This is a genomic window from Streptomyces sp. NBC_01381, from assembly GCF_026340305.1.
Taxonomy (GTDB): Bacteria; Actinomycetota; Actinomycetes; order Streptomycetales; family Streptomycetaceae; genus Streptomyces.
Genome location: NZ_JAPEPI010000002.1, coordinates 1,623,964 through 1,643,510, shown reverse-complemented (window position 1 = coordinate 1,643,510; position 19,547 = coordinate 1,623,964). Strand labels below are relative to the sequence as shown.

The window sequence follows — 19,547 nt, the reverse complement described above, 5'->3', positions numbered from 1 at the left end:
AGGTATAGTCCACTCTTCGGCAGCAGAGCAAGATCGAACACAGGCTCGGCCAGCAGTCTTTCCCGAGTTGAGACCTCGCGGAGACGTGGGGTGGTTCGTTCACGGCGTGAGCAAATTCGGCCGTGGGCGCCGTCGGGGGGCGGGGGCTTCGGTGGGCCGGTGGTTGACTGGCACCGGGGCCGCCCGGTTGTCCCGAGGTTGGCGGTTCCGGGCCGGGAGTCAAGGGCGCTCCTTCGTCGCGTCGGCTGCGCCGATTCCGCTTCGCTCCACCCTTGACACCCACCCCTCCACCGCGAGAAGCAAATTGACCGGGCGGCCACGAAGCGGGGCTCACGGGGACGGGTCCTTGGGGCGTCCGGCTTTCCTGCCGGGTGCGGACTGGTTCGTAGCAGCGCAGCCGGGTGGGAGGGTGCGCGGCCGGTCCGGGGATGGGTGCCGGTCTCGTCAAGCGTCTACCGACCGGATCTTCCGGCGTGGACGTCGCTTCCTGGATGAGTGGGGGGGTGGGGGACCTACTTTGGGAAAGTTGCGTTCTGGCACAAGGGGGCGCGCGCCGCCACGAAACACAACTTCGCCGAAGTAGCTCCCCCACACCCCCCTCTCCCGGCCACCCCGGGGATCGGTGCCGGTCTCGTCAAACGTCTACCGGCCGGATCTTCCGGGGCGACCCTCACGGTCATGGGCAGGTGGGGCGACCTACTTTGGGAAAGTTGCGTTCTGGTACAAGAGGGCGCACGCCGCCACGAAACACAACCTTGCCGAAGTAGCTTCCCCACACCCCCTCCCTCCCGGCCAGCCCGGAGACCGGCACCGGTCTCGTCAAGCGTCTGACGACCGGAGCCGGATCTTCCGGGGTGGCCGTCGCTTTCTGGATGAGCGGGCGGGGTGGGGGGACCTACTTTGGAAAAGTAGTGTTCTGGCACAAGGGGGGCGCGCGGCGCTGCGAAACGCAACTTTGCCGAAGTAGGTTCCCCACACCCCCCCCGGCCAGCTCAGGTCCGACCAACCGTCGAGGGCCGCGAGTTGTATTCATGGGCTGCGCCCGGCCAAATGAGACAACAGCCCCGCTCACCAGCCCGCCCGACCAGTCAACACCTCGACACCTCGGCGGCTCAGCGGCTCGACACCTCGGCGGCTCAGCTGCTCGGCGACTGCGCGACTGCGCGACTGCGCGCCACGGTGGATCGGGGGACGCGCCGGGCCTGGCCGGGCCAGCCGCTCGGGGCATTTCTCACCGGCCGCCACCCGCTCGACGAGACCGGCGTCCGCGCCCGCACCGGCCGCACACCCACACCATCGCCCTGCACCCACACCGTGACGTCCACCCCGGAAGATCCGGTCGCCAGACGCTTGACGAGACCGGCACCCATCCCCGGACCGGCCGCGCACCCTCCCACCCGGCTGCGCTGCTACGAACTAGTCCGCACCCGGCCGTGAAGCCGGATGACCCAAGGATCCGTCCCCGTGAGCCCCGCTTCGTGGCCGCCCGGTCATATGGCTTCTCGCGGTGGAGGGGTGGGTGTCAAGGGTGGAGCGAAGCGGAATCGGCGCAGCCGACGCGACGAAGGAGCGCCCTTGACTCCCGGCCCGGAACCGCCAACCTCGGGACAACCGGGCGGCCCCGGTACGAACACCACCACCGGCCCACCAAAGGCCCCCGCCCCCCACCAAGCCCTCCAACAGCCTTGACACCACCACCCACTTGACGCCCTACTGGACCTTGCGCAGTGAACTGACAACGTTGTCTAACTCGCAGGGAGGGATTCGAGGATGGGACACAGACCTCGGCACAGACACCGTCCAGGTCACCGGAACCGTCTCGGCCACCGGCCCCACTCAGCCGCGCTACTGGCAGCCACCGCCTTCTCGCTCGTCGCGACAGCGCAAGGCGCGGCCATCGCGAAGCCGGAGGAACCGCCCAAGGCAGCCCAGGAGTTCGTCTCCTCCTTCGAAGAAGGCGACGCCCAGCCCGACTGGCTGAACACCGTGGAGACAGGACCCGACGGCAAGAAGCGCACCGCCGGCGTCAACGGCGCGTTCAGCTCCGGCATCCCCGGAAGTGTGAACGACCACGTCACCGAGGTCCGCGCCAGCGCCGAGAACGCCGGCGGCGGCGAGGTCAAGGAGAACCTGGTCGACGGCGAACCCACCAGCAAATGGCTGACCTTCGCACCCACCGGCTGGGCCGAGTTCGACCTGGACGAGCCCGCGAAAGTCGTGACGTACGCGCTGACCTCGGCGAACGACCACGCCGAGCGCGACCCGAAGGACTGGACCCTGCAGGGCTCCACGGACGGCAAGGACTGGAAGGTCCTCGACACCCGCAAGGGCGAGTCCTTCCCGCAGCGGCACCAGACGAAGAAGTACGACTTCGAGAACGCGACCGCGTACTCCCACTACCGACTCGACGTCACCGCCAACAACGGCGCGTCCGACGCCCTCCAGCTCTCCGACGTCCAGCTCTCCGTCGGCGGCAGCGAGGCACCCGCCCCCGAGGACATGCTCTCCCTCGTCGACCGGGGCCCCAGCGGGTCGCCGACCGCGAAGTCGGGCGCCGGGTTCACCGGCAAGCGCGCGCTGCGCTACGCCGGCACCCACAAGGTGGACGGCCGCGGCTACTCGTACAACAAGGTCTTCGATGTGAACGTCTCGATCCACCGGGACACCGAACTTTCCTATCGCGTCTTCCCGTCCATGGCCGAGGGCGACCTCGACTACGACGCCACGAACGTGTCCCTGGACCTGGCCTTCACCGACGGCACCTATCTGAGTGACCTCAAGGCCATGGACCAGCACGGCTTCCCGCTGAGCCCGCAGGGCCAGGGCGCCGCGAAGGGTCTGTACGTCAATCAGTGGAACAACGTCGTGTCGCGGATCGGGCAGGTCGCCGGCGGCAAGACCGTCGACCGGGTGCTCGTGGCGTACGACTCCCCCAAGGGGCCTGCGAAGTTCCGCGGGTGGGTGGACGACGTATCGCTGAAGGAGAAGGCGCCGCCGAAGCCGAAGGCCCATCCCTCGGACTACGCATCGACCACCCGCGGCACGAACTCCAGCGGCGGCTTCTCCCGCGGCAACACGTTCCCCGCCACCGCCGTCCCGCATGGCTTCAACTTCTGGACGCCGGTGACCAACGCGGGGTCCCTGAGCTGGCTGTACGACTACGCGCGCGGCAACAACGGGGACAATCTGCCGACCATTCAGGCGTTCAGCGCAAGCCATGAACCGAGCCCCTGGATGGGTGACCGGCAGACCTTCCAGATGATGCCGTCCGTCGACAAGGACACCCCGAGCGCATCACGGACCAAGCGGGCGCTGCCCTTCAGGCACGAGAAGGAGACGGCACGCCCGCACTACTACGGCGTGACCTTCGAGAACGGCCTGAAGGCCGAGATGGCGCCGACCGATCACGCCGCGATGATGAAGTTCACCTATCCCGGTGACGACGCGAGTGTCATCTTCGACAACGTCTCGGAGAAGGGCGGCCTCACCCTCGACAAGGAGAGCGGTGTGGTGAGCGGCTTCTCGGACGTCAAGTCCGGGCTTTCGACGGGCGCGACGCGGCTGTTCGTGTACGGGACCTTCGACTCGCCCGTGACCGCCGGCGGCAAGCTCGACGGCGGCGGTGGCGGTGACGTCACCGGCTATCTGCGCTTCAAGCCCGGCAAGGACCGCACGGTCAACCTGCGCCTTGCGACCTCCCTCATCAGCCTCGACCAGGCCAAGGCCAACCTCGACCGGGAAATCCCGTCCGGGACGTCGTTCGACCGCGTCAAGGACCGTGCCCAGAAGCAGTGGGACGACATCCTCGGCAAGGTGGAGGTGGAAGGCGCCAGCGAGGGCCAGCGCACCACGCTGTACTCCAGCCTCTACCGGCTGTACCTGTACCCCAATTCCGGCTTTGAGAAGGTCGGTTCGAAGTATCAGTACGCCTCCCCCTTCTCGCCGCAGACCGGGCCTGACACCCCGACCCACACCGGCGCGAAGATCGTCGACGGTAAGCCGTACGTCAACAACGGCTTCTGGGACACCTATCGCACGACGTGGCCTGCGTACTCGCTGCTCACGCCGAAGAAGGCGGGTGAGCTGGTCGACGGCTTTGTGCAGCAGTACAAGGACGGCGGCTGGACGTCGCGTTGGTCGTCGCCGGGATACGCCGACCTGATGACGGGCACCTCGTCGGACGTCGCGTTCGCCGACGCGTACGTCAAGGGAGTCGACTTCGACGCCGAGGACGCGTACGACGCCGCCCTGAAGAACGCGACGGTGGTGCCGCCGAGTTCGGGCGTCGGCCGCAAGGGCATGGAGACCTCGCCCTTCCTCGGCTACACCCCGAGCGAGACCCACGAGGGCCTGTCGTGGGCGCTTGAGGGCTACCTCAACGACTACGGCATCTCACGCATGGGCGACGCCCTCTTCAAGAAGACGGGCAAGAAGCACTACAAGGAGGAGTCGGAGTACTTCCTCAACCGTGCCCGGGACTACGTGAAGCTCTTCGACGACAAGGCGGCGGGGGGAGGCTCCGCACCGGGCTTCTTCCAGGGCAAGGACAAGAAGGGTGAGTGGCGCGTCCCTTCGGACAAGTTCGATCCGCGCGTGTGGGGTTACGACTACACGGAGACGAACGCCTGGGGTTACGCCTTCACCGCCCCGCAGGACTCGCGCGGTCTGGCCAACTTGTACGGCGGCCGCTCCGGCCTCGGCGACAAGCTGGACACGTACTTCGCCACTCCGGAGACCGGCTCCGCCGAGTTCGCAGGATCCTACGGAGGCGTCATCCACGAGATGACCGAGGCACGCGACGTACGCATGGGCATGTACGGGCACTCCAACCAAGTCGCCCACCACGCCGCCTACATGTACGACGCGGCCGGTGAGCCGTCCAAGACGCAGGAGAAGGTCCGCGAGGTCCTCTCCCGCCTCTACACGGGCAGCGAGATCGGGCAGGGCTACCACGGCGACGAGGACAACGGCGAGCAGTCGGCCTGGTATCTCTTCTCGTCGCTCGGCTTCTATCCGCTGGTGATGGGCAGCGGTGAATACGCCATCGGGTCGCCGCAGTTCACCAAGATGACCGTGCACCTGGACGGCGGGCGCGACCTGGTCGTCAAGGCGCCGAAGAACAGCGCGAAGAACGTGTACGTGCAGGGCCTGAAGGTCAACGGCAAGAAGTGGACCTCAACTGCCCTTCCGCACAAGGAGATCGCGCGGGGTGGCGTCCTGGAGTTCGACATGGGCCCCAAGCCGTCGGCCTGGGGCACGGGCAAGAACGCCCAGCCGACGTCGATCACGCAGGACGACAAGGTGCCGTCGCCTCGCGGTGACGCCATCAAGGGTGACGGCGCGCTCTTCGACAACTCGTCGGAGACGGACGCCACTTCGGCGGCCGGTTCGGTGGAGCTGCCGGTCGCCAAGGCGACCAAGGCCGTGCAGTACACGCTGACGTCGTCGTCCGACAAGGCGAAGGCGCCGCGCGGCTGGGTGCTCCAGGGCTCCGCCGACGGCGAGAAGTGGAAGGAGCTGGACAAGCGGTCCGGTGAGTCCTTCGCCTGGGACCACCAGACCCGGGTCTTCACGGTCGACGATCCGGGGACGTACCGGCACTACCGGCTCGTGCCGGACGGGGCCGCGACGCTCGCGGAGGTCGAGCTCCTGAGCTGACCAGGCTCTGCGGGGTATCCGCGTAACGCGGGGGCGGGAGTGGCGAGTTCACTCCCGCCCCCGCTCACGTTCGCCGGGGTTTGTCCGCCGAGAAGAGCCACGTCTCGAACAGGTCCGAGAGGTCCTGCCCCGACTCCTTCTCGCACAGCGCGATGAACTGCTCGGTGTCGGCGTTCCCGTGCCGGTGCTCGCGCGTCCAGGTGCGCAGGATGGCGAAGAAGGTTCGGTCGCCCACCGCCTTGCGCAGCTGATGCAGCGTCATGGCGCCTCTGCCGTACACCGGCGAGTCGGAGACCCGGGTGGCGTTCGGCGGGTCCGCGACCGGGAAGTCCCAGATGCCCTCGCTCTCCGGGTGCGTGCCGTCGTAGAAGGAGTCGAAGGTCTCCTGGGCGCTGCGGTGTCCGTGCTCCTCGTCCCACAGCCACTCGGCGTAGGTGGCGAAGCCCTCGTTCAGCCACATGTCCTGCCAGGCGCGGGGCGTGACGGAGTTGCCGAACCACTGGTGGGCCAGTTCGTGGACGACCAGGCGTGCGTCCGGTGCCTCTTCGAAGTACGGCTTGGTCTGCGTCTCCAGGGCGTAGCCGAGGCCGGGGAGGTGGTCGACGACGGCGCCGGTCGAGGAGAAGGGGTAGGGGCCGAAGCGGTCACTGGCCCAGTCGACGACCTCGGGCACCAGGTCGGGGACGTCGACGGGCCCGTCCGCCTCGTCGGGGTCGACGGCCGTGTAGACGGGCAGGCCGTCGTCCGTCGTGCTGGTGGAGATGTCGAAGACTCCGGTGACGACGGTCGCGACGTAACTCGCCATGGGCTCGGAGTTGTGCCAGCGGTAGGTGGTGCGCTTCCCCCGCTGCCGTGTCTCGCGCAGCGTTCCGTTGCTGACCGCCGTGTAGTCGGACGGCACGGTGACGTCGATGTCGTACGTCGCCTTGTCGGACGGGTGGTGGTTGCCGGGGAACCAGGTCATGGAGCCGGTGGGCTCGCCGAGAGCCGCCACGCCGTCGTCCGTCTCGATCCAGCCCTCGTCACCGCCGTCGTCCGCCGTGAGCATCCGGGGCGTCCCGCCGTACCGGACGGTGGTCTTGAAGGTCTCCCCCTTGCCGATGGGCCGGGCGGGAGTGAGCGTCAGCTTGTTGTTCTTCTTCTCGCCCTTCGTCCTGCTGAAGCGGGCGTCGGAGCCGTCGATCTCGGCGTGGCGCACGCGCAGGCCCGCGAAGTCCAAGGTGAAGCGGGACAGGTCCTGGGTGGCTCGTGCGGTGATCACGGCGGTGCCCGTCAGGTGGTTGCCCTCCGGGGTGTAGTCGAGGGTCAGGGCGTAGTGCGTGACGTCGTAGCCGCCGTTGCCGAGCGCCGGGAACAGGTGGTCGTCGACGCGATTGCCGCTTGCGTCGAGCATGACGAGGTCTCGCACGGTGCCGTCGCCATCGTCGCCGTCCCACCAGGTGCGGAAGAGTTCGGCGAGCACCTTGGCCTCGGCCGACCTCGCGGAGAGGTCGGTCTGCACCTCGACGTCGTACGCGCCCTCGGCATCGGCATCGGTGAGCTCGACCGTGTACACGGCCTGCGCGTGGCGTGCGGTGCGGGACTCGCCGGTGTCACGGGCCCAGGAGCGGAACTGCTCCAGGAGGCGATGGTGGGACTCCCGTACGGCAGTGTCCGGGTCGCCCGGGGGCTTCGTGTCGCACGCCGACAGGGCGAGGCAGACAGCTGCCGCGCACAAGAGCGCGGCGGGGCGGTTCATGGTCGGTCTCCATCCGGTCGTCCACAGGGGAAGAGGGGCGGGGACACCCCGAGGTTGCCGCCGCCCCTCGCGCCCCGCGCTCAAGGGGGCTTCGCCTGCGGTTACGCGGGCGCCACGAGCTGGTTCTCCGAACCGATGCCGGAGGCGTTGCCGTCGGCGTAAAGGGTCAGTTCTCCGTCCGACCAGCGCACGATGGTGTCATCGGCCCAGGGGTTGTCGGTGAAGTCGCCGCCGCTGACGACCAGGGCGTGCTTCCACAGGCCGTTCGGGGCCTGCCACTTGTTCTCGCCCCAGGAAGAGCCGGTGCCGGTGAAGTCCTGATACTGCGTCAGCTCTCCGTCGGACCAGCGCACGATCAGGTCCCAGGTGTCGTCGCCCGAGTAGTCGCCCGCGGTGATCTGGGTGGCGTGCTTCCACGTACCGGCCAGTGAGGTGCCCGGCGAGACCACCTTGATCTCCTTGCCGAGCTTCTTGTTGTCGCCGGTGTTCTGGTAGAGCGTGACTTCGCCGTCCGACCAGCGCACGACGAGGTCGTCCTGCCACTTGTTGCCGCCGAAGCGGCCCGAGGTCATCGCCTCGGCGTGCTTCCAGGTGCCGTTCGCGGCGGCCAGCTGGTACTCGCCGTGGAAGCCCTTCTCATCGACCGACGGGTAGAGCGTCACCTCGCCGTCCGACCAGCGGACGATGAGGTCGGAGCCGTTGTCACCGGTGAAGTCGCCCGCGACGACCTGCTTGGCGTGGTCGCGCCACAGGGCGTTGGGTCCCTGGACCTTGAACTCCTTGTCGAAGTGGTTCTTGGCCTTGCCCGCACCGCGGTAGATGCTCAGCTCGCCGTCGGACCACATGACGAACATGTCCATCCGGTCGTCGGAGACCGGGCCGTCGAGGGCGAAATAGCCGTTGGCTATGGACCTGGCGTGCTTCCACGTGCCGGCGCCGGGCAGCACTGGGTCGGCCATGGGCGGCGGGTTGATGCTCGCCGGCTGCTTGCCCGCCTTCGCGGCGTCGTAGATCCGCTTCACGTCGCCGTCGAAGTACGACGAGTACGAGGTGTTGGCGCTGTGGCCGCCGGTCATCCAGCCGCCGGTGACGCCGATCAGCTTGGCCGACTCGCCGCCCGCGGTGATGAAGGGGCCACCGGAGGTGCCGCCGACGTAGCCGTCGCAGTGGATCTCGGTGAAGGTGCCGCCGCGCCAGAGCCGGCCGTCCTTGTCCTTGGTGTTGCCGCTGGTGTACTTCTTCGTCGGCGTGGTGCAGCTGAGCGGGTCCTGCTTCGGCTTGTAGTTGCCGCCGCCGTACAGATACGGGTAGCCGATGGCGTGCGCGGTGTGGCTGAAGCCGGTGTTGAAGCCCATTGGGATGGCCCCGACGACGCTCTCGACCTCCTTGCCGTCGCTGCGCGGCTCGGTGGCGAGGAACGCGACGTCGACGTCGGTGAAGTTCTCCTCGCTCTTCTTGGACCCGGTGTAGCCGGGGTCCTTGAAGATGTGGCCCTTCTTGATGGGGTACATGCCGTGCGGCATCGGGCTCTTCGCGCTGTGCTGCGGCACGAAGACCAGGTTCGTCTTCTGGTCATTGCTGTCGAAGCAGTGCGCCGCCGACGCGACCAGGTTCTTGCCCGGGGACGGGACGACGGTGCCGCCGCAGAAGCGGTAGTCGTAGCGGTCCGGGTAGTCGTTGCCCGCCTTCTGCGCCCAGTAGAAGGTGCCGACTTCCTTGATGCCCTTGAAGGTGTGCGAGGGCGAACGCAGCATGCCCTCGCGCGGAGCCGCCTCCTCCCTGTCCCCCTGGGAGTCCCTCTTGGCGTCCTCGGCCGCCGCGGCCTCGCGGGCCTGCTGCTCCTCGACCGGCTTGGCCTTGGCCATGCGCTCGGGCGTCCAGAACTCCTCGAGCTCGCGGGCCAGGTCCTGGTCAGGGTCCTGGGACGGCGACTTCGAGGTCTCCGACGGCGACTTCGACGGGGTCGGGGTCGCCGACGGGGTCGGAGTCGCGGACGGAGTCGGACTCGCCGACGGGGTCGGCGTGACCGTGGTGGTGGGCGTCGGCGTCGGGTCCGGGGCGGACCAGGCCGGTCCCGCGGCGGCCCAGAGGGCGGCCGCGGTAGCAATCGCCGTCAGGGTGCGTTTCATTCTCACAGTGGTGTTCCCCCACAAAAAACGGACCCCACTCATCCGGGGCCCGATTGGTACAGATCAATCAAGAAGGTACGTTACGCATAGATCGAACGATGTGTCGATTGGGGCGGTACTTGCTGCTTGCCCTGTAAGTGTTGTATTGCACCAGCTGGTTGATCGGAGAGATGCAGTGGGGAAGAGGACGCGTGCGGGAGCGCTCGCGGCGGGGGCACTGCTCCTGACGGTGGGGTGTTCCGGAGGAGATGGGTCGTCGCGGAAGGACGACCCGGACAACCCCAATCCGCTGCTCGGGTTCCGTACGTGGCTGAAGACGAATGACTCGAAGCGCGACGACACCCTTGCGAGCCATGCCCGGAACGTCAGCCTCGACTACCGGCCCGGTGAGCGCAACGGGGTGGTCAAGGTCCTCACCGACTACGGCCCCTGGGGCGAGGCAGAGGACCAAGTCGGCCCGCTCGCAAAGGCGTTCACGGAATGGTGGGACGAGGATCCGGCGGCCGGGAGCGCGCGCTTTCTCGGGCAGGGCGGAAAGACGGCGAAGAAGACCACACTGTACGACGGTGACAAGCCGTCGAACCTCCTGGAGGAATTCCGCTCCTGGGCCGCCAAGAACTCCCCGAGCGGCGAACGCCTCGCCCCGCACATCACCCAACTCGCCATCGGATACGGGGCGAAGGGATCCGGCGCCGTCACCGTCTCGACCAACTACCTCACGTACAAGGACAACAAGACCCAGCAGAATATCGACGCCCTCAGCAAGGCATTCGCCGACTGGTGGGACGGCGATGAGGGTGCGGAAACCGTCACCGTGACCAGCGAGGACCAGGGCAGCCACGCCGAGAGGGAGCTGTGAACGGGACACGCCGCGCGGCTGGGTACTCGAAGGGTCCAACGACGGTGAGAAGTGGGACCAGTTGGACAAGCGGTCGGGTGAGTCCTTCGCCTGGGACAAGCAGACGCGGGCGTTCAGCGTGGACGATGCGGGCGAGTACCAGCGCTACCGCCTTGTCCTCGACGGCTCTGCGACGCTCGCGGAGGTGGAGCTGCTCGGCTGAGCGGCCTGACCCCACCAGCGGCATTCCGCGCCCCGGTTCGTCGGCTTCACCGCCGATGAGCCGGGGCGCGCTCGCGATGTCACTGGTGCGGAGAGTCGAGCAGCCACTTCGTCGTCAGCGCCTGGACATCGGCGCGGCTGCGATCGCCGTGGGCGGCGAAGATGAACTGGTCGGCGATGTACAGCGAGAAGGTGATCCGGCAGCGCGCCTCGACCTCGTCCTCGTCGGCGCAGAAGGCACGGAACAGCGAACGCAGGTAGTCCATATGGCGGTTGTCGACGCGCCGGACGCGCTCGGCGACCGCCGGATCGCGCCGGGCCCAGTCGCGGATCGCCAGGTCGGTCGTGACGTCCGTGTCGAGCCCGTCCCCGGTGTCGACGATCGCGAACAGGTGGCGCAGCCGCGCCTTCGCATCGCCGCCCTGCTTCTCCACGCGCGCTTCGATCTCCTCGGTGACCTCGCGTTCCCAGCGGTCGAGCATCTCGTCGAACAGGGTGCGCCGATCGGCGAAGTATCCGTAGAAGCCGCCCTTGGACACGCCGAGGGCCTTCGCGATGGCCTCGATCTGGACGGCGTCCGGGCCGCCCTTCGCGAGCGCGCTCAGCCCCTCGTCGATCCATCTGTGCCGCGGGGTGCGAGCCACCGCCATGACCTGCTCCGTTCCGCTCGGGCCACCCATCTATACGGCCCCGTATAGATGGGTGTTACGCTCTCATCTATACGGCATCGTATAGATGAGGACGAGGCGAGGGGGAGTCATGGTCCTCATCTATACGGCATCGTATAGATGAGGACGAGGCGAGGGGGAGTCATGGTCCGCAGTGTGGTCCCGGGGGTACTGACGATCGCGCTCGCGGCGATCGGCCTGATGCACTTCGTCTGGGTGTTCACCACCTGGCCGATGAAGGACGAGATGACCTTCACCAAGACGATCGCGGGTGTCGACGACGGCAAGATGCCCTCGGCGTCGAGCACCGTCCTCGTGGGCGTGGCCCTGATCGGTGCCGCCGCACTCACCCTCATGGTCAACGAGTCCATCCCGGCGATCGGCCCGGACTGGCTGCGGCTTGCGGGCATGTACGGCCTGACGGTGATCCTGCTCGCGCGCGGCCTGGGCGGGTACTTGATGAACGCCGGAGCCGCCGCCGAGTTCCAGCGCATGAACAGTTTCCTGTACTCGCCTCTGTGCGTGGCCCTCGCCGTCCTGGGCGGCATCGTCGCGGTGGCCGCGACCAGGCGCTGACCCCTGCCGGGCGAACTCGCACCACACGGTCTTGCCGGGTTCGCGCGCCACGACCCCCCACTTGTCAGCCAGGGCCGCCACGAGCAGCAGGCCGCGCCCCGACTCGTCGGCACCTTCGTCACCGCCGGCGAGTCGGGGCCATCCACCTCCGCTGTCGTGCACTTCGACACGGAGTACGTCACCGGAAAGGCTCAGGCCCAGCCGAAACCCTCGCCCCGGCGGGACGCCGTGCAGCAGGGCGTTGGTCACCAACTCGCTGACGCAGACGGTGATTTCGTACGCGCGTGACCCGCGGATCCCCCAGTCGGCGAGCGCGGCGCTCGCGAAGGCGCGGGCGGCGGGGGCGGACTGGCGTTCGCGCCGGTAGAGGCGTTCGCGTGGAGTTTCGTCGTTCACGTGACGAGAGTCACGCTCTGTGGCCATCATGAAGCAGTACGTGAACCCGTACAGCTGAGCTGTACGGGTTCGCTGTGTGAACGCACGGCCACTGGTGGGGAGTTGGTCCGTATGAGCAGCCCAAAGCGACGGTCACGGAGAAACGCATCGGCGATGCGGATGGTGGGCGCGCTGCTCGCCGTCCACCGCGAGGCGGCCGGGTACACACAGAGGTCACTGGCCGAGCGGTTCGTCATCAGTGAGGAAGCGATTGCATCTATTGAGCAGGGGCGGAGGCCCCTGAAGATGGATCTCGCGGTGCAGTTGGACGAACTCCTGGGGACCAACCGGACGTTGGAGACCGCCGTCGACAATATGCCGGAGGTGGATTTGGTCCCGAGGTGGGCGGAGGAGTATCTGGACTGCGAGCGGGAGGCGATTGCGATCTCGTGGTACGAGGGACTGGTGCTCCCCGGGCTGCTCCAGACGGATGCGTATGCGCGGGCGGTCTTCCGCAGCCGCGTCCCGATTCTCGACGAGGACGAACTCGAGCAGTTCGTCGCGATGCGGGTGGAGCGCCAGGAGATCCTGCACCGCAAGGTCCCACCGACCACCAGCTTCGTGATCTGGGAGGCAGTGCTGCACGACCGACTCGGCGGCCCGACGGTCTACGTCGAGCAGCTGCACCGCCTGCGCGAGTACGCCGAACTCCCGGGCATCGTCTTGCAGATCATGCCGTTCGGGCGCACCACTCATGCGGCCCTCGACGGCCCGTTCGTGCTGCTTGAGACACCTGAACACCAGCGGCTCGCCTACACCGAGACCCAACGCGGAAGCCAACTGGTTGCTGATCCAGACGAGGTGGCGATCCTTACCCACAAATATGCGATGCTGCGGACACAGGCCCTCAACCCCGAGCACACCACGGGTCTGTTGGACCAACTGCTAGGAGAGCAATGAGCGGCAGCACGGCGCTTGAGTGGTTCAAGTCCAGCTACAGCGGCAGCGAAGGCGGCGCCTGCCTCGAAGTCGCCTACGCCTGGCGCAAGTCGAGCTATAGCAGCGAGCAAGGCGGCGCCTGCCTAGAATTCGCCGCCCACCCCACCGCCGTACACATCCGCGACTCCAAGAACCCGGACGGCGGCCCGCAGCTCACCGTGGCCCCGGATGCCTGGACCGCCTTTCTGGCCCTCCCCCGGGACCGCGCCTGACGACGTGCGCTACTACCTCTACGTCTCCGGCACCAAGCTGGCCATGCTGTACGAGCAGATCCCGCCCAAGCTGCTCAAGCGTCTCGCTGTCGAGGCGAAGGTCGATCTGAAGGTGCTGAGCCTCGCCGTGCAGTCGTCGCGCGCCGATACGACGAGCACGTACGAGCGGCTGGACATCGTCGAGTCGTACCTGGAGCGGGAGTTCGACGTCAGCTGGATGACGGAGCCGAGACCCTGGTTCCGGGGTGATCTGGGGCTGCGGATCGCGGGGTACGGCTCGCCCGCCGGGCCGACGTTCATGACGGGGCGCGAGGGCGACACCGTCGTCGCACTCATCGGGTCGGGGCACCATCTCATCGGGCAGCGTACGGCTCCCGACACGATCCAGGCGGCCTACTCGAATCTGCCGTCGCTGTTCCAGCTCGCGCGGGAGAGCGCCCCGGCGCATGGGCGTCACGCCGACGAAGAGGAGGCGATGCGCCAAGTCCTGCTGTTCTCCGAGTCATTGACGGTGCCGCCCGTATACGGCGAGTTCCTCGCCCGGCGGCTGCTGCACGGAACCGTCACCGGACGGGACGGCCGGGAACTGCGGATCGTCATCGGCACTCCGCTGTACGTGGCGATGGCGGACGAGGACCAGGAGCAGGGGCGGGGAGCCTGAGTGGAGCCGGACACGGCACGTCCCGACCTGGTCCGGATGCGGCTCGCCGGGGACGTGGAGGGCCTGTCCCTGGCCATGCGGTCCGCCGAGTTCATCACGGCCCTGACGGCCGTCGAGCTGATCGGGGACATCGGTGGCCCGGCTGCCGCCGACGCGCTCCTCGACTGTCTGGAGCGGCCGGGCAGCTACGTCCGCCATCTCCATCTGTGGGTCATCACCCCCTTGGCGAAGCTCGGCGAGCGCCGCGCGGTCCCCTTGCTGCTGCGGCGGCTGCGCGACGGTCTTGTGGAGAACTCCGGTCAGGAGCAGACCCTGTTCCGGGCCCTTGGCACCCTCGGCGGGCCCGAGGTCGTCAGGGAACTGATCGGTCGGCTGGCCGAGCCGCGCCCTTCGAAGCCGGTGCTCGACGCGGTGGCCGCGCTGCGCCCGCCGGAAGCCGTGCCCGCGTTACTGGCCGCGCTCTGGACGCTGCTGCCCGGTGACGAGATGCATGCGGTGAAGGTGCTCGGCGCGATGCGCGATCCCCGTACGGGAGCGGCGCTGCTGTTCCTCGTGAAATCGGAGAGCACCTCTCCCGAACTGCGCAGGGCCGCCGTCAAGGCACTCACCGAACTCCCCGAGGAGTCCTGGCCCCCACCGGCCGGCTGGATCCCCGAGATCATGCTGCGGCGCGCGCTGCGCGATCCGGACGCGGCGACCGCGGCGCCCGCGGCCGAGCTCCTCGCCCGGACCAAGACGGGGCGAGACGTGCTGCGGGGCGACCTGATGGACTCCGTGCCGGGGCGGCGTGCCAAGTACCGGACGCCCGCCTGCGTCGCTGTTACGGTCTGCGCCTTCATCCAGGACCGGCCCGACCTCTTCGGCGAGACACACGACTACCGGGACGTACCGACCCTGATCAAGCTGCTCGACCCGGCGGCCGTGCCGACCGTGCGCAGGGCGGCGGCCTCGGCGCTCGGGGCACTCGGCGGCGCGGAGGCCACCGCGGCGCTGCTCGCCGCGCTGGGCGACGCGCGGATCGGCGGGGCGGTCGCGGGGGCGGTGGCCCGTCTGCCGCAGCCGCCCGTCCGTGAGCTGCTCGCGGTCCTCGGCGGGAAGGGCGGGGACAGTCAACGCCCGTACGCCGCGCTGGCGTTGGGCCTGCTGGAATGCGCCGAGGCCGCGCCCCTACTCCTTGCCGCCCTGGACGACGAGAGCGCGCCGAAGCTGCGTACCGCCGCCGCCGACGCCCTCGGCGCGCTGCGCCACGGACCGGCCGCCGAACGCCTCGCGGTACTGGCGGCGGACGGGGAGGAGTCGGGCACGCTCCGGGCCCGTGCCGTGCACGCGCTGGGGCTGATCGGCGTACCGGAATCGCTGCCGGGGCTCCTGGCCGCCGTACGCGACCCGTCGCATCCGGTGCGGCTCCAGGCGGCGCAGGCGCTTGGCGGGTTCCCGGGGCCCGAGGCGGCCCGGGCGCTGGGGGCGCTCGCCGCCCAGGACCCCGACCGCGACATCGCGCGGGCCGCGGTCCTCGCTCTGGGCGGGATGGGCGCCGTCGCCGCACCCGTCCTCGCCTCTCTGACGCAACCGCTCCGGCAGGACGTCGACGTCGACCGTGAGGTGATCACCGCGCTCGCCCGGTGTCCCGGGCCCGAAGCGGTCGCGGGGCTCATGCAGTTGACCGGGCCGGACCTGTCGGAGGGCCTCCACGTGATGGTGGCCGAGGCGCTGGGTCGGGTGCGTGCACCCCAGAGCGCCGCGGCGTTGGGCGCGCTCCTTGCCGATGACCATCCGTACCACTGCCGCCATGCCGCCCTGCGGGCCCTCGCCGCGCTGGGCACCGAGGAAGCCGACGCATACGTCCTCGCACACTGCCGGACGGCCGACCGCAGCACCAAGGTCTGGCGTGAGGCCCTGACCGCCATCGCGGAACGCCGCGATCCCCTCCGGCGGCGGGCGTGGCGCTGACCGCCCGCACGCGGCCGGCTGTCGGCGGGAAATAGCGCGCGGCCGTCAACTGCTCCCCGCCGCCGCCCATTCACCGACCCCTCACGCACTCCCGCCCAGCGCAAGGCGCAACGGATCCCGCGTCCCCGCTCCCTCCGCGAAGGCCGCCGCGTAGGCCCGCTCGCCGAGGGTGCGGCGCACCAGGCGCTCGGTCTCGACATGGGCGTCGTGCAGCGGCCGCAGGCCCGTCAGTGCGACGCCGGTCATCCGCAGGAGGCGGTCCGCCGCACCCATCAGGCGGGCGGCCCGGCCGTGGTCCCCGGTGGCGGCGACGGCCCAGGCCATGGCCTCCACGCCCCACACGGTGCCCCAGCGATCGCCGATGGACCGCTGCCGGCGCAGGGAGTCGCGGAACAGTTCCGCCGCCCGGTGCGGGTCGCCGTGCCGGAGTTCCGCCAGCGCCATGCCCCACAGCGCCCAGGAATGCGCCCAGCCCGCGCCATGGGCGTCGGCCTCGGTCACGTACTCACGTCCTGCCGCGAGCGCGGGCTCCCGCTCGCCGAAGAAGGACTCCGCCATGGACCAGAGCATGGTCGCCATGTGGGCGTCGCCCACTTGCCCGCCGGCCCGGAAGCGTTCCCTGGCCCTTGCCAGGAGCGCGATGGACCGTACGTCCGCGTGGATGAGGAAGGCGAAGACGCCCTCCATGTAGGAGAGCACGCCCAGTGCTTCGGCGTCCGTGATGTCCCCACCCAGCCGCACGGCCTCGGCCAGGAAACCCTCGGCTGCGGACTGGTCCCCCTGGCACAGTGAGATCCAGGCGGCGAGCGCCAGGCAGCCGGACCGCAGCGGGGCGGGCGCTTGGGGTGCGAGGTCGAGCGCGCGGGTCAGCCAGTGCCGGCCCTCCCCCAGCGAGCTGCTGAAGAACCAGTACCGGGTGCGGGTGAGGTTCGCGGCGATCCCGAGGCCGGCCGTGGCGTCGCCCTCTCCCGTGACGCAGAAGTCCAGGGCCGCCCGCAGGTTCGGCGACTCCAGGCGCAGCCGGGACAGCCAGGCGACCTCGTCGGGCCCGCACCACTGCTCCGCGGCCCGCGCCGCCATGTCCGCGTAGTACGCGCAGTGGCGCCGCCGCAGCGCGATGTCCCGGCCGAGCTCCCGAAGCCTTGACTGCCCGTACTGGCGCAGGGTCTCCAGCATGCGGTACCGGGCCCGGGGGCCTGTCGTGTCGACGGTGAGCACCGACTTGTGTGCCAGCGCGGCAAGGACGTCCACGATGTCCTCGCGGGCCATGTCCTCGCCCGGACAGACCGCCTCGGCCGCCGCGAGGTCGAAGCCGCCGGAGAACACCGACACCCCTGCCCACAGGCTCCTTTCGCGCTCGTCGCACAGGTCGTGGCTCCAGTCGACGACGCCGCGCAGGGTGCGCTGGTGCCGGGGTCCGGTGGGCGCCCCGGTGTCGGAGAGGAGCCGGAACCGGTCGTCGAGACGCTCCAGGATCTCCTCGGCCGAGAGCGTGCCGAGGCGCACCGCCGCCAGCTCGACCGCCAGCGGAATGCCGTCCAGGCGGCGGCACAGGCGGCCCACGGCCTCTTCGTTGCGTGCGGTGATCCGGAAGTGCGGGGCACAGGCCTCGGCGCGGTCGGCGAGGAGGCGTACGGCTTCACAGCGCGTCAACGCCGTTGGCGCACCCCGGTCCTGAGGGACCGTCAGGGGCGGAACCGGCAGCAGGTACTCCCCCGGGACGCGCAGGCCCTGGCGGCTCGTGGCAAGGACCCGCAAGCCCGGGGCCGCGGCAAGGAGCGTACTCAGGAGGTGGCCCGCCGCCTCGGCGACGTGCTCGCAGTTGTCGAGGACCAGCAGCAGCTGCCGTTCCCTCAGGTGCTCGACGAGCACCGCCGTACCGGGGCGCAGTGACTGGTCGGGGATGCCGAGCGCGTCGGCGACCGCACGGTCCAGGAGCTGCGGCTCGGTCAGTGGCGCCAGGTCCGCGAGCCAGGCACCGTGCGGGAACGCCCAGGAGGCCTCGGCGGCCGTGCGCAGCGCCAGGCGCGTCTTGCCGACTCCGCCGGGACCGGTGAGCGTGACGAGCCGGGCGTTCTCAAGGAGTTTCCGCGTTCTGCGCAGGATGCTCTCCCGGCCGATGAACGTCGTCGTCTCGGCGGGCAGGTTCCCCTCGGCCCGTGGCCCCGCCGGCGACGCCGGTGCGGTCAGGGAGAGGTCCGCGGTGAGCACGCGCTGATGGAGCTGCCACAGCTCCGGACCCGGGTCGACGCCCAACTCGTCCTGCAGCAGGGCGCTGACGGTCCGGTAGCAGTCCAGGGCCTCGCCCTGCCGGCCCGAGCGGTAGAGGGCCAGCATGCGCTGCGCCCAGAAGCGCTCCTGCAGCGGGTGGGCGGCGGTGAGTTCGCGCAGGCGCGGCAGTACGTCCGTGTGCCGTCCGAGCTGGAAGTCGGCGTCGGTGCGCAGTTCGAGCGCGCCGATGCGCCGCTCGTTCAGCGCCGGAACGACCTCCAGTCTCAGCCGCTCCGACGGCACGTCCGAGAACGGCTCCCCGCGCCACAGCGCCAGCGCCTCGCCGAGGAGCGCCGAAGCCCGCTCGGCCGCCTGGGCCGCCGCGGCGGCGCGGGCCCGGGCGACCAGGGCATCGAACCGGTGCAGGTCCAGGGCCTCGTCGGGCACGTCGATGAGATAGCCGCCCGCGCACGTACGGATCGGCCCGCCGTTCAGGGTGCGGCGCAGCCGCAGCACGTAGTTCTGCAGGGCGTTGCGGGCGCCGTCCGGCGGTTCGTCCCACAGTCTGTCGATCAGGGTGTCGGCGGAGACGACCTTGTTGGCGTCCACCAGGAGCGATGCCAGAAGGGCCCGCTGTTTGGCCGCCCGCATCACCACGGGCCTCCCGTCGAACAGCACTTCAAGCGGCCCCAGGAGCCGGTACTCGAACTCCGCGATCCTCACCCCAGTCACGTTGAGTAATGATCGCAGTACGAGGGGTGAGTGTCGAGTGACTATGGAGTGAGCGGGATGACAGGGCCGCTCGGAAGCATCACAGGAGTGCGGACGGCGGTGCACTTCCAGTGCACCGCGACGCAGATCCAGAAGGAGACCGACCCATGAACAAGCCTCGCCGTCTTACCGGGCTCGCCCTCAAGCAGCTCGCAGCGATGGTGGCCGTCACGCTGCCGGTGTTCGCCGTCACGACGGGTGCGGCGGCGGCGCAGCAGGAACCGGCCGCGGCCGCCAAGGTTCTCGACTGCACCACGGACACCGACGGCTACTGGGGTCACGCGCACTGCACCAACAACACCGGTGTCGTGACGGCCTTCCGTGTCACGGTGGTCTGTGGGGGATGGCCGGACGCCACCGGAGAATGGAAGACCCTGAATGCGGGCAAGGCCGATACGTCGAGCGCTCGCTGCCTCGGCGGCTCGGGTGTCGGCAGCGTGAACTGGGAGGAAGGGTGACCTTCCGCCGGCGGGTCATGACCGCCCACGGGAAGTAACTCGACAGCGCGATGTCGCCGTGCCTAAGATCCACGGCGACAT

Annotated in this window: 13 protein-coding genes and 2 pseudogenes; 10 read left to right on the top strand and 5 right to left on the bottom strand. The window is 69.3% G+C overall.

Translation table 11 applies throughout. The annotated features are described in order from the left end of the window. Positions 1–1,050 precede the first annotated feature (1,050 nt). Both OG453_RS29015 and OG453_RS29010 read left to right on the top strand, forming a co-directional pair. Positions 1,051–1,437, top strand: a complete 387-nt coding sequence (locus OG453_RS29015; protein WP_266871486.1) for a hypothetical protein — start codon at positions 1,051–1,053, stop codon at positions 1,435–1,437. 333 nt (positions 1,438–1,770) lie between these two features. Further along, on the top strand, positions 1,771–5,658 hold the full coding sequence (locus tag OG453_RS29010; RefSeq protein WP_266871485.1) for a GH92 family glycosyl hydrolase: 3,888 nt from the start codon (positions 1,771–1,773) through the stop codon (positions 5,656–5,658). A gap of 64 nt (positions 5,659–5,722) precedes the next feature. Here the strand turns inward: OG453_RS29010 and OG453_RS29005 are convergent, their stop codons facing one another. Both OG453_RS29005 and OG453_RS29000 read right to left on the bottom strand, forming a co-directional pair. Beyond that, on the bottom strand, positions 5,723–7,396 hold the full coding sequence (locus OG453_RS29005) for a M1 family metallopeptidase (protein ID WP_266871484.1): 1,674 nt from the start codon (positions 7,394–7,396) through the stop codon (positions 5,723–5,725). 101 nt (positions 7,397–7,497) lie between these two features. Continuing rightward, positions 7,498–9,525, bottom strand: a complete 2,028-nt coding sequence (locus OG453_RS29000; protein WP_266871483.1) for a serine protease — start codon at positions 9,523–9,525, stop codon at positions 7,498–7,500. A gap of 175 nt (positions 9,526–9,700) precedes the next feature. Here OG453_RS29000 and OG453_RS28995 point away from each other — a divergent pair, with 175 nt between their 5' ends. Beyond that, the gene (locus OG453_RS28995) at positions 9,701–10,384 is read left to right on the top strand and encodes a hypothetical protein (RefSeq protein WP_266871482.1); all 684 of its coding nucleotides are present in this window, start codon (positions 9,701–9,703) and stop codon (positions 10,382–10,384) included. Positions 10,385–10,394: 10 nt separating this feature from the next. Beyond that, positions 10,395–10,586, top strand: a pseudogene (locus tag OG453_RS28990) (hypothetical protein); the annotation flags it as partial. Positions 10,587–10,665: 79 nt separating this feature from the next. Here OG453_RS28990 and OG453_RS28985 read toward each other — a convergent pair. After that, the gene (locus OG453_RS28985) at positions 10,666–11,235 is read right to left on the bottom strand and encodes a TetR/AcrR family transcriptional regulator (protein ID WP_266871480.1); all 570 of its coding nucleotides are present in this window, start codon (positions 11,233–11,235) and stop codon (positions 10,666–10,668) included. Between the two features lie 162 nt (positions 11,236–11,397). On the opposite strand from OG453_RS28985, the gene OG453_RS28980 reads away from it, so the two are divergent. Then, positions 11,398–11,829 (top strand): DUF3995 domain-containing protein, encoded by a 432-nt coding sequence (locus OG453_RS28980; protein WP_266871479.1) that lies wholly within the window; start codon positions 11,398–11,400, stop codon positions 11,827–11,829. A gap of 12 nt (positions 11,830–11,841) precedes the next feature. On the opposite strand, the pseudogene OG453_RS28975 reads toward OG453_RS28980, so the two are convergent. Further along, positions 11,842–12,252: pseudogene (locus OG453_RS28975) on the bottom strand (ATP-binding protein); the annotation flags it as partial. 126 nt (positions 12,253–12,378) lie between these two features. Here OG453_RS28975 and OG453_RS28970 point away from each other — a divergent pair. The 4 genes from OG453_RS28970 to OG453_RS28955 are packed head-to-tail and all read left to right on the top strand — an operon-like array spanning position 12,379 to position 16,026. Then, positions 12,379–13,164: a helix-turn-helix transcriptional regulator gene (locus OG453_RS28970; RefSeq protein WP_266871478.1), complete on the top strand. Its 786-nt coding sequence runs from the start codon at positions 12,379–12,381 to the stop codon at positions 13,162–13,164. Then, positions 13,161–13,415 (top strand): DUF397 domain-containing protein, encoded by a 255-nt coding sequence (locus OG453_RS28965; protein ID WP_266871477.1) that lies wholly within the window; start codon positions 13,161–13,163, stop codon positions 13,413–13,415. The genes OG453_RS28970 and OG453_RS28965 overlap by 4 nt, the downstream gene beginning before the upstream one ends. Then, the gene (locus OG453_RS28960; RefSeq protein ID WP_266871476.1) at positions 13,372–14,076 is read left to right on the top strand and encodes an SAVMC3_10250 family protein; all 705 of its coding nucleotides are present in this window, start codon (positions 13,372–13,374) and stop codon (positions 14,074–14,076) included. The genes OG453_RS28965 and OG453_RS28960 overlap by 44 nt, the downstream gene beginning before the upstream one ends. After that, complete coding sequence (locus OG453_RS28955; protein ID WP_266871475.1) at positions 14,077–16,026, top strand: HEAT repeat domain-containing protein; 1,950 nt, start codon at positions 14,077–14,079, stop codon at positions 16,024–16,026. A gap of 81 nt (positions 16,027–16,107) precedes the next feature. Here OG453_RS28955 and OG453_RS28950 read toward each other — a convergent pair whose 3' ends face one another. After that, positions 16,108–18,969, bottom strand: a complete 2,862-nt coding sequence (locus tag OG453_RS28950; protein ID WP_266871474.1) for a BTAD domain-containing putative transcriptional regulator — start codon at positions 18,967–18,969, stop codon at positions 16,108–16,110. Between the two features lie 146 nt (positions 18,970–19,115). Between OG453_RS28950 and OG453_RS28945 the strand changes: the two genes are divergently transcribed. Continuing rightward, positions 19,116–19,466 (top strand): hypothetical protein, encoded by a 351-nt coding sequence (locus OG453_RS28945; protein ID WP_266871473.1) that lies wholly within the window; start codon positions 19,116–19,118, stop codon positions 19,464–19,466. Positions 19,467–19,547: the final 81 nt, after the last annotated feature.